General features: G+C 39.1%; 11 protein-coding genes and 1 riboswitch. Of the genes, 8 read left to right on the top strand and 3 right to left on the bottom strand.

The genetic code is table 11. The annotated features are described in order from the left end of the window. The first annotated feature begins 260 nt into the window (after positions 1-260). Together QZ114_RS03790 and QZ114_RS03795 are read left to right on the top strand one after the other, a co-directional pair. A complete protein-coding gene (locus tag QZ114_RS03790) occupies positions 261-2,219 on the top strand; it encodes a peptide ABC transporter substrate-binding protein (protein WP_295499830.1) in 1,959 nt (652 codons plus the stop codon). Between the two features lie 370 nt (positions 2,220-2,589). Further along, on the top strand, positions 2,590-4,569 hold the full coding sequence (locus QZ114_RS03795) for a peptide ABC transporter substrate-binding protein (RefSeq protein ID WP_295499832.1): 1,980 nt from the start codon (positions 2,590-2,592) through the stop codon (positions 4,567-4,569). Between the two features lie 98 nt (positions 4,570-4,667). Here QZ114_RS03795 and QZ114_RS03800 read toward each other — a convergent pair whose 3' ends face one another. The 3 genes from QZ114_RS03800 to rnhC form a co-directional block, all read right to left on the bottom strand. Continuing rightward, complete coding sequence (locus QZ114_RS03800) at positions 4,668-7,043, bottom strand: ATP-dependent RecD-like DNA helicase (protein WP_295499834.1); 2,376 nt, start codon at positions 7,041-7,043, stop codon at positions 4,668-4,670. Positions 7,044-7,175: 132 nt separating this feature from the next. Next, on the bottom strand, positions 7,176-7,790 hold the full coding sequence (gene lepB / locus QZ114_RS03805) for a signal peptidase I (protein WP_295499836.1): 615 nt from the start codon (positions 7,788-7,790) through the stop codon (positions 7,176-7,178). A gap of 3 nt (positions 7,791-7,793) precedes the next feature. Next, complete coding sequence (gene rnhC / locus QZ114_RS03810) at positions 7,794-8,675, bottom strand: ribonuclease HIII (RefSeq protein WP_295499838.1); 882 nt, start codon at positions 8,673-8,675, stop codon at positions 7,794-7,796. A gap of 86 nt (positions 8,676-8,761) precedes the next feature. Between rnhC and zapA the strand changes: the two genes are divergently transcribed. The 6 genes from zapA (at position 8,762) to QZ114_RS03840 (ending at position 15,184) form a co-directional block, all read left to right on the top strand. After that, positions 8,762-9,064 carry a cell division protein ZapA gene (zapA, locus tag QZ114_RS03815; protein WP_295499840.1) on the top strand — a complete coding sequence of 101 codons (303 nt, stop codon included), beginning with the start codon at positions 8,762-8,764 and terminating at the stop codon, positions 9,062-9,064. Continuing rightward, entirely contained in the window at positions 9,061-9,609 is a 549-nt protein-coding gene (locus QZ114_RS03820) for a CvpA family protein (protein WP_295499842.1), read from the top strand. Before zapA ends, QZ114_RS03820 begins: the two co-directional genes overlap by 4 nt. 122 nt (positions 9,610-9,731) lie before the next feature. Then, entirely contained in the window at positions 9,732-12,068 is a 2,337-nt protein-coding gene (locus QZ114_RS03825) for an endonuclease MutS2 (RefSeq protein ID WP_295499844.1), read from the top strand. A gap of 31 nt (positions 12,069-12,099) precedes the next feature. Further along, complete coding sequence (locus tag QZ114_RS03830) at positions 12,100-12,882, top strand: DUF6287 domain-containing protein (protein WP_295499846.1); 783 nt, start codon at positions 12,100-12,102, stop codon at positions 12,880-12,882. Between the two features lie 120 nt (positions 12,883-13,002). After that, a riboswitch (glycine riboswitch) is annotated at positions 13,003-13,091 on the top strand. A 90-nt stretch (positions 13,092-13,181) separates the two neighbouring features. Beyond that, entirely contained in the window at positions 13,182-14,504 is a 1,323-nt protein-coding gene (locus QZ114_RS03835) for a sodium:alanine symporter family protein (RefSeq protein WP_295499847.1), read from the top strand. Between the two features lie 131 nt (positions 14,505-14,635). After that, positions 14,636-15,184 carry a carboxymuconolactone decarboxylase family protein gene (locus tag QZ114_RS03840; protein ID WP_004256949.1) on the top strand — a complete coding sequence of 183 codons (549 nt, stop codon included), beginning with the start codon at positions 14,636-14,638 and terminating at the stop codon, positions 15,182-15,184. The last annotated feature ends 95 nt before the right edge of the window (positions 15,185-15,279 follow it).

Here is a 15,279-nt window from a genome sequence, read left to right on the forward strand (position 1 = left end):
CAAAAAGATTGTGATTCTAGGAATTCTTTATTATAAAATTTTAAAATCGATAGATTAGACAAAAAAGCGAACAAGACAGAATTCTGAGTGTTAGATAACTCGTTTTGTTCGCTTTTTATATTTAAGGTTAGACTTTGTCCCAGATTCTTTCATGTATAAATTTTATAAAATTTCATTATAAAGTTTAAGCATCTTTACAATTTGAGTGAATTTTGGTAAAATAATCTTATGTTACAAAAACTAACATATAAGGAGAAGACATGAAAACTCAAAAGAAAATCCTTGGTTTAGGCTTAACTTTTGCAGCAAGTTTGTTGTTAGCTGCTTGTAGCCAGTCGGGTACAGATACAAAAATTTACTCATCAACCTTTAGTGGAAATCCAACAACATTTAACTACTTATTAGACTATTATGCAGATAATACCTCTATTATTACTAACTTGGTAGATGGATTGTTAGAAAATGATAATTACGGGAACCTTGTCCCATCCCTAGCAGAAGATTGGACAGTTTCTAAAGATGGTTTAACATATACTTACAAACTGAGAAAAGATGCGAAATGGTTTACAGCTGATGGTGAAGAGTATGCTACAGTAAAAGCTCAAGATTTTGTTACGGGTATTAAATATGCAGTAGATAACAAATCACAGGCGCTCGATTTGATTCAAAATTCTATCAAGGGATTAAATGATTATATTACAGGTGCTGATTCTGATTTTTCAAAAGTAGGCGTTAAAGCTTTAGATGAGCATACTGTAGAATACACTTTATCACGTCCGGAACCGTATTGGAATTCAAAAACGACCAATAGTATCCTTTTCCCAGTTAACGAAGAATTTTTGAATTCAAAAGGCAAAGATTTTGGGACCTTGACTCCAGATAGTATTCTATATAGTGGACCTTATTTGTTAAAAGAGTTCACATCAAAATCATCTATCGAATATGTTAAGAATCCACATTACTATGATCAAGATAAAGTATCTATTGAACGTGTAAAATTGGCATACTTTGATGGTTCAGATCAAGAATTGACTATCCGTAATTTTGAAAGTGGAGCTTATTCAATTGCAAGTATTTATCCAAATAGTTCAAATTTTGCTAAGACAAAAGAAAAATATAAGGATAATATCATTTATAGTTTGCAGGATAAGACATCTTGGTACTTTAACTTTAATGTCAATCGTAAGGCCTATAATCATACCTCTAAAACAACAGATGAGCAGAAAAAATCAACTGAAGCAGCTGTGTTAAATAAAAACTTCCGACAAGCGGTGAACTTTGCTTTGGATCGTACAGCATATTCTGCCCAATCAAATGGGGAAGAAGCGGCTAACAAGACTCTTCGCAATATGTTAGTTCCACCAACATTCGTTCAAGTTGGAGATAAAACTTTTGGAGAAGTAGTGGCTTCAAAATTAGTAAGCTACGGGACAGAGTGGTCAAACATGAACTTGGCTGATGCCCAAGATGCTTATTTTAACAAAGAAAAAGCTCAGGCGAAATTTGATAAAGCTAAAAAAGAACTTTCAAGTCAAGGTGTGACCTTCCCCATTCATCTAGATGTAGCTGTTGATCAAACCAATAAAAATGTAGCGGCAGGTATGAATTCACTCAAACAGACGCTTGAAACAGTTTTGGGTGCTGACAATATTGTGATTGATGTACATCAACTTTCTACCGATGAATACACTAACGTTGCCTTTTTAGCACCAACACCTGCCGATCGTGATTATGATTTGAATCTTGATGGTTGGTCACCAGATTATCAAGATCCATCTACTTATCTAAATCCTTTTAATGCGGAAGATGGTTTCTATCTTAAGATATTTGGACTAGACTCTAAAGCTGATCTAGAAAAGATTAAGAGCCTTGGTTTGGATACCTACACAAACATGCTGAAAGAAGCAGACCGCGAGAATAGCAATGTTGAAAAACGTTATGAAAAATATGCTGAAGCTCAGGCTTGGATGATTGACAATTCTTTACTAATGTCAGCTATGTCAAATGGTGGAAGAGCCTCTGTAACCAAAGTGACTCCATTTACAAGGGGATTCTCGTTAGTTGGGATCAAGGGTGATGGATTTAACTACAAATACATGAGGTTGCAAAAGGATACGGTGACAACTAAGCAGTACGAAGAAGCTAAGAGCAAGTGGGAGCAAGAAAGTAAAAAAGCAATCGAAAAAGCTCAAAAAGAAGCAGAAAAACATGTGAAATAAGAATGAAGCACTTGCTTAACGATATTAAAAAAGACAAACATCATTTAGGGTGTTTGTCTTTTTACTTGTTTCATTCAATTGCTAAGGAAACACACTAAAGTTATGAAGTAATAAGTTTAGTGTAGGTGAACTATATTATTAACTAAAATTTTAATTATATTTTGTTTTGAAAAAGTTTATTGGTATAAACATGCTATGATTTTAAAATGTAGTATGATATAAGCAAGGTTTATGAAAATAAAAGTTTGGTCTGACTTTATTTACCCAGGTTTTTATCGGAATCTATAGAAAACTCTTAAAATTCAGAAAAATATATTGACATGAAATTGAAAAGAGGTTATAATATATGGAAAAATCAAAGGAGAATACTATGAAAACAAGAAAAGTATTGGCTCTCGCAGGAGTGACTCTATTAGCAGCAGGTGTTCTAGCTGCATGTTCTGGGAGCTCAGGCGCTAAAGGTGAGCAGACCTTTGCATTCACCTATGAGACACACCCAGATAATCTCAACTACTTAACAACTGGTAAGGCAGCAACTGCCGACATTACTAGTAACGTGATTGATGGATTGTTGGAGAGTGACCGCTATGGGAATTTGGTTCCCTCGATGGCAGAGGACTGGTCAGTTTCTAAGGATGGCTTGACTTATACTTATAAGATTCGTCAGGATGCTAAGTGGTATACATCTGAGGGAGAAGAGTATGCTCCTGTTAAGGCTCAAGACTTTGTAACAGGTCTTAAATATGCGACAGATAAGAAATCTGAAGGCCTTTACTTGGTACAAGATTCAATTAAAGGTTTGGACGCCTACGCTAAAGGGGAAATGAAAGATTTCTCTCAAGTTGGGATTAAAGCGATTGACGATCAAACAGTCCAATACACTTTGAACAAACCTGAAAGTTTTTGGAATTCTAAAACAACAATGGGTGTCTTAGCACCAGTCAATGAAGAGTTTTTGAATTCAAAAGGGGATGATTTTGCCAAAGCTACGGATCCAAGTAGTATCTTGTATAATGGTCCTTATTTGTTAAAATCTATTGTAATCAAATCTGCTGTTGAATTTGCGAAAAATCCTAACTACTGGGATAAGGACAATGTCCATATTGACAAAGTTAAATTATCATTCTGGGACGGTCAAGATACTAGTAAACCTGCAGAAAACTTTAAAGACGGTAGCCTTTCAGTGGCTCGTCTCTATCCAACAAGTGCAAGTTTCGCAGAGCTTGAAAAATCAATGAAGGACAATATTGTCTATACGCAACAGGACTCTACGACTTATGTAGTGGGAACAAATATCGACCGTCAGTCCTATAAGTATACTTCTAAAACTAGTGAGGAACAAAAGACTTCTACTAAAAAAGCACTCTTAAACAAGGATTTCCGTCAGGCTATTGCCTTTGGCTTTGACCGTACAGCCTATGCTTCTCAGTTAAATGGACAAACTGGAGCAAGCAAAATCTTACGTAATATCTTTGTTCCACCAACATTTGTTCAAGCAGATGGTAAAAACTTTGGCGATATGGTCAAAGAAAAATTGGTGACTTACGGGGATGAATGGAAGGGTGTTAATCTTGCTGACGCACAAGACGGTCTTTACAATCCAGAAAAAGCCAAGGCAGAATTTGCTAAAGCTAAATCAGCCCTACAAGCTGAGGGAGTACAATTCCCAATTCACCTAGATATGCCTGTTGACCAAACAGCAACTACAAAAGTTCAGCGCGTCCAATCTATGAAACAATCCTTGGAAGCAACTTTAGGAACCGATAATGTCATTATTGATATCCAACAATTGCAAAAAGATGAAGTGCTTAATGTAACTTTATTTGCACAAACTGCTGCCGGTGAGGATTGGGATATTTCTGATAACGTCGGTTGGGGTCCAGACTTTGCCGATCCATCAACCTACCTTGATATCATCAAACCATCAGTTGGTGAAAGCACTAAAACATATTTAGGATTTGACTCAGGGAAAGATAATGTAGCTGCTAAAAAAGTAGGCCTATATGACTACGAAAAATTGGTTACTGAAGCTGGTGATGAGACTACAGATGTTGCTAAACGATATGATAAATACGCTGCTGCCCAAGCTTGGTTGACAGATAGTGCCCTAGTCATTCCAACGACATCTCGTACAGGGCGTCCAATCTTGTCTAAAATGGTACCATTTACTTTACCATTCTCTTTCGCAGGTAACAAGGGGACAAGTGATCCGCTCCGATACAAATACCTTGAACTTCAAGACAAGGCTGTCACTACAGATGAATATCAAAAAGCTCAAGATAAATGGATGAAAGAAAAAGAAGAATCCAATAAAAAAGCGCAAGAAGAACTTGCAAAACATGTGAAATAATGAAAAAAGGAGTTAGCTCATTTGAGAGCAACTCCTTTTTATGTCTATAGAATTTCTAGATTTTATAATAGTGACAGTAATCTTACTCATTAGAAATATTAGCTAGTGGAAGTCTCAAAAATCTCTTTTAAATCTTCATCTGTTATTCCAATCATAGCTGGAATACTAGACCAGTTTTCCTCGGTAAGGATATAAGATTGTTTGGAATTGATTTGAGTGCTGACTTCAGCAGAGGCTGTGCTTGAGTTGCTAGAGGTTTCTATTAGATCATTGAAACGTTCGATCAAATAAGTCTTGCGGGCAGTTCCAATGTGTTGGGTTGCATAGTCAAAGGCCTGTAGTTCCCCTAGCAGTATGAGCTTACTTTTTGCGCGTGTGATAGCTGTGTAGATCAGATTTCGCTCTAGCATACGTTTGCTAGAACTGGTGATGGGAAGGATGACCACTGGGAATTCACTTCCTTGGGACTTATGAATACTCATGGCATAGGCGAGACGAATCTTGTACCATTCGTTACGGGGATAAGAGACTTCGTTGCCATCAAAATCAAGAATAATCTCGTCCTGTTTGGATTCGGTGTATTTTCCAGGAATCAAGTCTGTGATGTATCCTAAATCACCATTAAAGACATTGATTTCCGCATCGTTGACCAAATGAATAATCTTGTCTCCTTTGCGATAATGACATTGAGGTGCTTCAAAACTGATTTGGTCTTTTTGATGGGGATTGAGGAGATCCTGCATGAGCTGATTGATGGCATCAATCCCAGCTGTTCCTCTATACATGGGGGCTAGAACTTGAATATCACGAGCAGGGATACCACTTCTTAGGGCTGCAGCTAGGATTTTCTCAATACTTGCTGGGATATGGCTACTTGCAATTTCAAAATAGGAACGGTCTGCCTTTTTCTGGGTGAAGTCTAAGGGTAGTATCCCCTGTCTGATCTGGCTAGCTAAGGTTACGATAGTGGATTCTTCACTCTGGCGATAAATTTTCTCCAAGCGGGTCTGGGGGATCAGTGGGATATGGAGTAGGTCAGCTAAGACTTGACCAGGACTGACGGAAGGTAACTGGTCGCTATCTCCTACGATAAGAATTTTACTATTAGAAGAGATGTTAGAGAAGAGCTGGTTGGCGAGCCACGTATCTACCATAGAGAATTCATCTACAATGATAAAGTCAGCGTCCAGATAATCCTCTAGGTGGCTGGTGTCATCATCTCCGGTCATTCCTAAATGACGGTGAATAGTAGCACTTGCTAAACCAGTTAGTTCATTCATGCGGCGTGCAGCTCGACCAGTTGGAGCAGCTAGTAGTATGGGTAGGTTACTTTTTTTTCTGAGATCAAGTCCTTCTAAAAGGGCGTAAACAGCGATAATTCCATTGATAACAGTCGTTTTACCTGTTCCAGGTCCACCTGTTAGGATAAAGACCTTATTTTGAATAGCATCATAGATAGCTTGCTTTTGGATAGTATCATAGTGAATACCCAATTCTTCTTCGACAGTTGCTATATGTTGTTGAATGGTACCTAAGTCGTGGCTTTTTTGCTTTCCTTTTTCAAGGATACGCATGAGCTGACTACGGATACCTTCTTCAGCGAAAAAGAGGCTATTATCAAAGATTTTGGTATCAATTTGTTGAACCTTGTCTTCATCTATGAGAGAAGATAGTTCTTGGGCAACATGACTCGGGTTTAATTCGACTGGACGAGAGGATTCAAGGAGAGTCAGGGTTTGTTCTAGTAAATCCCTAGCTTCAACATAAGTATCTCCAGTCTCCATAGAAGCCTGGAAAAGGCTATGGATGAGTCCTGCGCGAAAGCGTTCGGGAGCCTGACTTTCAATTCCTAATTCCTCTGCTAGTTGGTCTGCGATGGTAAATCCTAAGCCTTTAATATCCTCTACTAGCTGGTAGGGATAGTTTTCAACTACATCTAGTGTTTCTTCCTTGTAAAAATCCTGAATTTGAAAGGCTAGTTTGTTAGGAATGCCGTATTTGGCAAGTTTAGCCAAGACCATCTCTGTTCCGTAGTTGAGACGGAGAGTGGAAACAAAGGCTTCACGATTTTTAGCAGAGAGTCCTGAAATACTCTCTAACTTTTTTGGATCTTGCAGAATGTCATCAATGGTATTGTCGCCATAGATATCAACAATTTTTTGAGCTGTCTTCAGACCGATACCCTTAAAGTGACTGCTTGAAAAATAGTTGACCAACCCTTTTTTAGTTGGTTTTGCTCGCTCGTAGCGACTGATTTGTAATTGTTCGCCGTATTTTGAGTGTTGGACGATTTGCCCCCAAAAAGTATAGTCTTCGCCCTCAATGACATCAGCCATGGTTCCTGTGACAATGATTTCAATATTATCAAAATCTTCTGAGTCTGTATCTTCGATTTCTAGGAGAAGGATGCGATAAAAATTACTAGGATTTTCAAAAATAATACGTTCAATGGTACCTGAAAAATAAACTTCCATAAAATTCCTTTACATAAATGAGTAAGAGCAGGGTTTGACCTTTCTATTTAGATTGGAAAGGTGTTAGGATTTATCTTCTAATTAAATAGAAGAAAAAGGCAGAGAGTTATGATTCTCGGCCTTTTAGTCGTTTTAAAATGTTCCGATACGATTCATCGGCCATAAACGGAATTTAGCTTCTCCAGTAATATCTTTTGCTTTGAAAGTACCAACATGACGACTATCGCTTGAAACTAAGCGATCATCTCCGAGAAGAAGGTATTCTCCTTCAGGGACAGTAAAGCTAAAGTTAGTATTGTAGTTAACATCGACTGTGAAGGCTTGAGCTTTTTGAGCGATACTTCTAAAGAAAGTTCCTTTGTCTCCTTCAAAACCTGTACCAGAGTATGTACTTTGGAGCTTGTCATCTTTGAAACGTTTGATATAATCAGCTAGGTAGGGTTCATTAGTTTCATTACCATTGACATATAGTTTATCATTTTGGTAACGGATGGTATCACCTGGGAGTCCAATAACACGCTTCACAATATCTTTATTCCCTTCGTCTTCATGGGCAACCACGATATCAAAACGGTTAATCGGAAGATGTTTGACAACAAAAAGAACTTCACCATCAGCTAGGGTTGGATCCATAGAATGTCCTTCTACACGGACGTTGCTCCAAAGGAAGAGACGGCTTAAAACTAGGAGAGTCATAATCAGGATGATGCCTCCCCATTCTTTTAAAAATCGTTTAAATAATTTCATAACTTACCTTTCTATGAGTTTTTGTGCTTTTTCAGTATTTTTAAAGTGCAATTTGGCGCAGAAGTTAAGTCCCTGCATACCATAGGCTTGCAAAATCTGGCTAGCTACCTTATCGGATGCAACTCCAGCGCCACTAGGGAGTTGGTAGCCTAGTTCATTACCAAGATTTTCAAGATTTTCAAGGAATAAATCACGCGCTATGATAGAAGAAACAGCTACGGCTAAGTATTTCCCTTCAGCCTTTTCTTCTAAGCTGATAGGATTGCTGAAACGATTGACCTCTTGCATTAAGTACTTGTCGTAATTTTTAGCACTAGTAAAGGCGTCAATCACTATTTTCTCTGGCTGAACTCCTTTTTGAAGGAGGAGATAGATAGCCTGGTTATGGAGGGCCACTTTGACTGAAACAGCATTGTAGCGTTCTCCGATGACCTCATTGTACTTGCTTGGTGAGAGTAGTAGTGCTTGATGTTGGATTTTTTTCTTGAGAATTGGAGAAATCTGACGAATTTTTTGATCGGTCAGAGTTTTAGAATCACCCACACCGAGTTTTCGTAAGAAGTCATGCTGGTCTGGTGTGACAAAGGAAGCTACGACTGCAAGGCCACCGAAGTAGGAACCATTTCCTACCTCATCAGTTCCAATCAAAGGGAGGTTTTGTCCACACTTTTCCTCTACAACTTGAAAGCCAAAGAAACGAGCATAGTTTTCAGCACCTTCTCCTTGTAACAAAACCTTTCCAGAAGTATAGATGGAAACCGTTGCCTGAGGAAGTCTTAAGAAATAGCGTATATAGGGATTGTTGCTAGAAGTAATACTGGTTTGATTAGTTCTAATAAAAGCTTGAATTTCTTTTTCACTAGGTGTGAGTGTGATACTTGCCATAGTTTCTATTGTACCATAAAAACGAGAGAATTGGAAAAAACTGACAAAATTAGCGAATTTTGGTATAATATCGTGAGGTGAATTTTATGGCAAATTTAAATCGATTCAAATTTACATTCGGGAAAAAATCATTAACCTTGACGAGCGAGCATGAAAACCTTTTTATGGAAGAAATTGCCAAGGTTGCGACTGAAAAATACCAAGCAATTAAAGAGCAAATGCCTAGTGCAGACGATGAAACAATAGCTATTTTATTAGCAGTCAACTGCCTATCAACTCAACTCAGCCGCGAAATAGAGTTTGATGATAAGGAACAAGAATTAGAAGATCTCCGTCACAAACTCGTGACTTGCAAGCAAGAGCAAAGCAAGATAGAGGATTCTTTATGATTTCACTTCTTCTTCTTTTGATTTTGGCTTGGGGATTTTATATTGGCTATCGTCGAGGTCTTCTTTTACAGGTTTATTACCTGACTTCAGCCATTATTTCAGCCGCGATTTCAGGGCAATTTTATAAGGTACTTGGAGATCGATTTCACTTACTTATACCTTATATAAATCCTCAAGAAGGACAGGGAACTTTTTTCTTTCCTTCGGATCAACTTTTCCAGCTGGATAAGGTATTTTATGCAGGTATCGGCTATCTACTTGTATTTGGAATTGTCTACAGCATCAGTCGTTTGATTGGTCTCTTTTTACACCTACTTCCTAGTCAAACATTAGGAGGCAGATGCTTCCAAGTTGCAGCAGGTATCTTGTCAATGCTTGTGACCTTATTTGTCTTGCAAATGGGATTGACTATACTTGCAACTATTCCTATGGCAGCTATACAAAATCCTCTTGAAAAAAGTATCGTCGCAAAACATATCATCCAGAGTATCCCTATTACAACGAGTTTACTTAAACAAGTATGGGTGGCAAATTTAATCGGATAAAAAGGGCAGGAATTTTCCTAGCCCTTTGTTTACAAATTTCACTAAAAAAGTAGAAGGAGAGTTAGGTATTGTAATCATTAATATACAATTCCCCCCTATCTATCAAAAATAAGGAAATAAAAATGAACAAGAAAATATTAGAAACATTAGAGTTCAGTAAGGTCAAAACCTTATTTGAGCCTCATTTGTTGACCGAACAGGGTTTGGAGCAACTGAGGGAGTTGGCTCCAACAGGGAAGGTAGATAAAATCAAACAAGCCTTTGCTGAGATGGAGGAAATGCAGGCTCTTTTTGTTGAACAGCCGCATTTTACAATTCAAGCAACTAAGGAAATCGCGGGAGTTTGTAAACGGCTAGAGATGGGGGCTAACCTCAATATAGAGGAGTTTTTGCTCTTGAAGCGCGTGCTTCTCTCTAGCCGAGAGCTGCAAAGTTTTTATGATAATTTAGAAAATGTCAGCTTGCAAGAATTAGCCGTCTGGTTTGAAAAATTGCATGATTTCCCGCATTTACAAGGCAATCTGCAAGCCTTTAATGATGCAGGATTTATTGAAAATTTTGCTAGTGAGGAATTGGCTCGTATCCGTCGAAAAATCCATGATAGTGAAAGTCGGGTTCGGGATGTCTTGCAAGATTTACTGAAGCAAAAAGCACAGATGTTGACAGAAGGCATTGTAGCTAGTAGAAATGGTCGACAGGTCTTGCCGGTGAAAAACACTTATCGCAACAAGATTGCAGGCGTGGTTCATGATATTTCTGCTAGTGGGAATACCGTTTATATTGAGCCTCGTGAAGTGGTCAAATTGAGTGAAGAGATTGCTAGTTTAAGAGCAGACGAGCGCTATGAAATGCTTCGAATCCTACAAGAAATTTCTGAACGTGTCCGTCCTCATGCGGCAGAGATTGCCAATGATGCTTGGATTATTGGTCACCTAGATTTGATTCGCGCCAAGGTTCGTTTTATCCAAGAAATGCAGGCTGTAGTTCCTAAACTTTCAGAGCAAGAAGAGATTCAATTACTTCAGGTGCGTCATCCTCTCGTTAAAAATGCCGTTGCAAATGATGTTCATTTTGGGCAGGACTTGACAGCTATCGTTATCACAGGTCCCAATACAGGTGGGAAGACCATCATGCTCAAAACCTTAGGCTTGACTCAGGTCATGGCCCAGTCAGGTTTACCGATTTTAGCGGATAAAGGGAGTCGTGTTGGTGTTTTTGACCAAATCTTTGCGGATATTGGGGATGAACAATCTATTGAGCAGAGCTTATCCACCTTCTCGAGTCATATGACTAACATTGTCCAGATTCTTGGACAGGTGAATCAAAACTCACTCTTACTTTTAGACGAGTTGGGGGCGGGAACTGATCCGCAAGAGGGAGCAGCACTTGCTATGGCCATCTTGGAAGATCTTCGTCTTCGTCAGGTCAAGACTATGGCGACAACCCACTATCCAGAACTCAAGGCTTATGGTATTGAGACAGCCTTTGTGCAAAATGCAAGCATGGAGTTTGACACAGCTTCGCTTCGTCCAACTTATCGCTTTATGCAGGGGGTTCCTGGTCGAAGTAATGCCTTTGAGATTGCCAAACGTTTGGGCTTGTCTGAGGTTATTGTAGGAGATGCTAGCCAACAAGTAAATCAGGACAATGATGTTAACCGGATCATTGAGCAATTAGAAGAGCAGACCTTGGAAAGTCGCAAACGCTTGGACAATATCCGTGAGGTGGAACAAGAAAACCTCAAGATGAACCGTGCTCTCAAAAAACTCTACAACGAGCTTAATCGTGAAAAGGAAACCGAGCTCAACAAAGCGCGTGAGCAGGCTGCTGAAATTGTAGATTTAGCTCTAAGTGAAAGTGATCAGATTCTGAAAAATCTTCACAGTAAATCGCAACTCAAGCCCCATGAAATCATTGAGGCTAAGGCTAAGTTGAAAAAATTGGCACCAGAAAAAGTGGATTTATCAAAAAACAAGGTTCTTCAAAAGGCCAAGAAAAAACGGACTCCTAAAGTTGGAGATGATATCATTGTGCTTAGTTATGGTCAGCGAGGTACCTTGACTAGTCAACTCAAGGACGGTCGTTGGGAAGCTCAAGTCGGTCTGATTAAAATGACCTTAGAAGAAAAAGAATTTGACCTAGTTCAGACTCAACAAGAAAAGCCAGTCAAGAAGAAACAAGTCAATGTTGTCAAACGTGCATCTGGTCGGGGACCACAAGCGAGACTGGATCTCCGTGGTAAGCGTTACGAAGAAGCTATGAATGAACTTGACGCTTTTATAGATCAAGCCCTGCTTAATAATATGGCTCAGGTTGATATCATCCATGGTATCGGTACAGGTGTCATTCGTGAGGGAGTTACCAAGTATCTACAAAGAAACAAGCATATCAAGAGTTTTGGCTATGCTCCACAAAATGCGGGAGGTAGTGGTGCAACCATTGTGACCTTTAAAGGATAACATCAATCTAACTGCTAATGTTTATGCAGGGATGGCAGAACGCAGTCAAGCCTTTACCTATGCAATGCTTGATATGGATAAAAACGGCATTGATGAATTGATTGTATCTTCGAAAAATGGTAGTGAGGTTTTAGATATTTTTACACTTAAAGATCAGAAGGTTATTCGCCTCACCAATGCTGAAAATAAAATGCAGATGCTTGGAACACGTTTTAAAGCCTATCTTCTAGAAGATGGAAACCTTTATACCCAGTGGAATCCGTTCGCAGGAGACCCACAAATCATTCATACCATTTGGAAGTTGAATAGTAGTGGGGACAAACTAGAGAAGGTTAAAGAAGCTAAGACAGAGGATGAAGTCAGTCCTGGTGCTCGAATGAATCTATCCAGTCTGGCTTGGAAATCTGTAACAGAAAAATTTGCGGAATCAGCATCTTCATCAAATCAAAATACTTCTGGTAAAATGGATATTAATGCCATAAAAAATGGAGATTTTTCTAGTATTGAGGGAAGATGGAGTAGAGGAAATGGTGGACAAGATCTAGTCTTTAGTAAAAATGGATTAATAGAGCCAGCAGAATTTTATGTAGATATAAATGATGCTGTTTTTAGGGATGGATATATAATTACAAGTTATAAAGCTCCAACTATTAGGGCTCAACTGGATATGATTCCTGCAGGTGTTGTGATTCCAACAGTAACTGAACCAAATTATGTGAAAGATGCGTCTGATACCAGTAAAGATCGTATGATCATCCATCAAGCACCTCATGCACATGGAAATGCTGAAAGTTTCTACTACAAAGTAAAATAAGTTTTCCAAAATACATTGACAAAAACCGACAGTTTTTGTAAAATAAGAATCAATTAAATACCAACACCGAATGAAGTTTAATAGAAGTGGGGAATCGTTTGATTTTTCATGACTGTAAATGGACGGAACTCTGGAGAGACCGTAAAGGCACCGAAGGGGCAAGGCAGGCAACTGCTCAAACTCTCAGGTAAAAGGACAGAGCTAGGATAGACGGCTTTTTAGCATATATCTAAGCATTCCAGAGTACATGTATTTTGCATGTGCTCTTTCTTTTGGGGTTGAAAAGATAGGAGAATAGAATGTTAGAATTGCTTAAATCAATTGATGCTTTTGCTTGGGGTCCACCCCTCTTGATTTTATTGGTCGGAACAGGGATTTACCTAACTGCCCGTTTAGGACTTTTGCAGGTTTTGCGTCTCTCTAAGGCCTTTCAGCTTATTTTTATCAAAGATAAGGGGCATGGGGATGTATCCAGTTTTGCGGCCTTGTGTACAGCGCTAGCAGCGACGGTCGGTACTGGGAATATCATTGGGGTGGCAACTGCTATTAAAGTTGGTGGTCCTGGTGCTCTTTTTTGGATGTGGATGGCGGCTTTCTTTGGAATGGCAACCAAGTATGCGGAAGGTTTATTAGCTATTAAATACAGGACTAAAGACGATAACGGTGCTGTTGCAGGAGGTCCCATGCACTATATACTTTTGGGTATGGGAGAAAAGTGGCGCCCACTTGCTATCTTCTTTGCCCTGACAGGTGTCTTAGTTGCCTTATTAGGTATCGGAACTTTCACTCAAGTGAATTCGATTACAGAATCAATCCAAAATACAACCAGTATTTCTCCTGCTATCACAGCTCTCGTTTTGTCTGTCTTAGTAGCGATTGCCGTTTTTGGTGGACTCAAGTCTATTTCAAAGGTTTCTACAGCTGTTGTTCCTTTTATGGCTATTATCTATATTTTAGGAACACTTACAGTTATTTTCTTCAATATTGGAAAACTCCCTGCTACAATCGCTCTAATCTTGACATCAGCTTTTAGTCCAGTTGCTGCGGTGGGTGGTTTTGCTGGGGCTAGCATTCGGATGGCTATCCAAAATGGTGTGGCGCGTGGTGTCTTTTCAAACGAATCTGGTCTGGGTTCTGCTCCCATTGCAGCTGCTGCAGCTAAGACAAATGAACCAGTAGAGCAAGGTTTGATTTCCATGACAGGAACTTTTATTGATACCCTCATCATTTGTACTCTGACTGGTTTGACCATCTTGGTAACTGGAGTATGGAATAGTGACTTGAATGGAGTGGCTTTGACTCAGTCAGCCTTCTCAACAGTATTTTCACACTTTGGGCCTGCCCTCTTGACCATCTTCCTTGTACTTTTTGCCTTTACAACGATTCTAGGTTGGAACTACTATGGAGAACGCTGTTTCGAGTTCCTCTTTGGGGTTCGTTTTATCTGGATTTACCGTGTGGTCTTTGTGCTCATGGTCTTGTTGGGAGGATTTATCGAGTTGGATATGGTTTGGATTATCGCAGATATTGTTAATGCCTTGATGGCTCTGCCAAACTTGATTGCCCTCTTGGTTTTATCACCAGTTGTTATTGCTGAGACTAAAAAGTATTTTAATAAATAATGGAATCACACACCGCGTGTGATTTTTTGCTTTCATAAAAAATTTCTATCAGTGCAATTTAAAATATATATTATACACGGTATAGAATCTGTGATAGACTAGGTTTCAACAACATGAAAAGAGGTTTTATGATGACAACATTTACCATCCATACAGTAGAATCAGCACCAGCAGAAGTGAAAGAAGTTCTTGAAACAGTAGAAAAAGATAACAATGGTTATATTCCTAACCTAATCGGTCTCTTGGCTAATGCACCGACTGCTTTAGAGGCTTACCGTACTGTCGGAGCCATCAATCGTCGCAACAGCCTGACACCAGTTGAGCGTGAAGTGGTGCAAATCACGGCAGCTGTAACCAATGGTTGTGCCTTCTGTGTTGCAGGTCACACAGCCTTTTCAATCAAACAAATCCAGATGAACGATGACCTTCTTCAAGCTCTTCGTAATCGTACTCCAATTGAAACAGATCCTAAATTGGACACCTTAGCTAAGTTTACTTTGGCAGTTATCAATACCAAGGGTCGTGTAGGAGATGAAGCCTTGTCTGAGTTTCTAGAAGCTGGCTACACTCAACAAAATGCCTTGGATGTGGTTCTTGGTGTCAGTCTAGCAAGCCTCTGTAACTATGCCAACAACCTAGCCAATACCCCAATTAACCCAGAATTGCAACCTTATGCTTAATCCTTATCGGAGTAAAACGAAGTTTGAATTTTCAACTTCGTTTTTTAAGTCCTCATTTAAGCGCTTTTATGCTATACTGATACTAACATGATTAT

Source organism: uncultured Streptococcus sp. (assembly GCF_901875575.1).
Classification (GTDB): domain Bacteria; phylum Bacillota; class Bacilli; order Lactobacillales; family Streptococcaceae; genus Streptococcus.

Excerpts from the sequence above, each read along its gene's own strand:
- QZ114_RS03830 (WP_295499846.1), top strand. The coding sequence starts at position 12,100 with ATGGCAGAACGCAGTCAAGCCTTTACCTATGCAATGCTTGATATGGAT.
- QZ114_RS03840 (WP_004256949.1), top strand. The coding sequence starts at position 14,636 with ATGACAACATTTACCATCCATACAGTAGAATCAGCACCAGCAGAAGTG.
- QZ114_RS03790 (WP_295499830.1), top strand. The coding sequence starts at position 261 with ATGAAAACTCAAAAGAAAATCCTTGGTTTAGGCTTAACTTTTGCAGCA.
- QZ114_RS03825 (WP_295499844.1), top strand. The coding sequence starts at position 9,732 with ATGAACAAGAAAATATTAGAAACATTAGAGTTCAGTAAGGTCAAAACC.
- QZ114_RS03820 (WP_295499842.1), top strand. The coding sequence starts at position 9,061 with ATGATTTCACTTCTTCTTCTTTTGATTTTGGCTTGGGGATTTTATATT.
- zapA (WP_295499840.1), top strand. The coding sequence starts at position 8,762 with ATGGCAAATTTAAATCGATTCAAATTTACATTCGGGAAAAAATCATTA.
- QZ114_RS03795 (WP_295499832.1), top strand. The coding sequence starts at position 2,590 with ATGAAAACAAGAAAAGTATTGGCTCTCGCAGGAGTGACTCTATTAGCA.
- rnhC (WP_295499838.1), bottom strand. The coding sequence starts at position 8,675 with ATGGCAAGTATCACACTCACACCTAGTGAAAAAGAAATTCAAGCTTTT.
- lepB (WP_295499836.1), bottom strand. The coding sequence starts at position 7,790 with ATGAAATTATTTAAACGATTTTTAAAAGAATGGGGAGGCATCATCCTG.
- QZ114_RS03800 (WP_295499834.1), bottom strand. The coding sequence starts at position 7,043 with ATGGAAGTTTATTTTTCAGGTACCATTGAACGTATTATTTTTGAAAAT.
- QZ114_RS03835 (WP_295499847.1), top strand. The coding sequence starts at position 13,182 with ATGTTAGAATTGCTTAAATCAATTGATGCTTTTGCTTGGGGTCCACCC.